This window comes from Algibacter ulvanivorans, assembly GCF_048381495.1.
In the GTDB taxonomy this organism is placed as follows: domain Bacteria; phylum Bacteroidota; class Bacteroidia; order Flavobacteriales; family Flavobacteriaceae; genus Algibacter_B; species Algibacter_B ulvanivorans.
Map to the genome: position 1 here is coordinate 1 of NZ_JBLWGD010000120.1, position 233 is coordinate 233.

The following is a 233-nucleotide window of genomic DNA, read 5'->3' on the forward strand; positions in this document are numbered from 1 at the left end:
TGTTCTACAGATGCCGCTAATGTCAATCTTGGAACGCCTACTGTGGATGATAACTGTAACACAACATCCATATCTAATGATGCACCTGCCTCATTCCCATTAGGAGAAACAACGGTCACTTGGACCGTAACCGATGGTGCTGGTAATACGGCCACTTGTACGCAAACTGTGACTGTAACCGATAATATCAATCCGACTTTTGTAAACTGTGCTGCACCGGTATCTGTAAATGT

1 protein-coding gene is annotated in these 233 nt (G+C 44.2%); it reads left to right on the forward strand.

Features of this window, described 5'->3' with window-relative positions; all coding sequences use genetic code 11:
- Positions 1-233, forward strand: a 233-nt coding sequence (locus tag ACNG5D_RS16205; protein WP_418184556.1) for an HYR domain-containing protein, incomplete at both ends; no start/stop codon positions are given.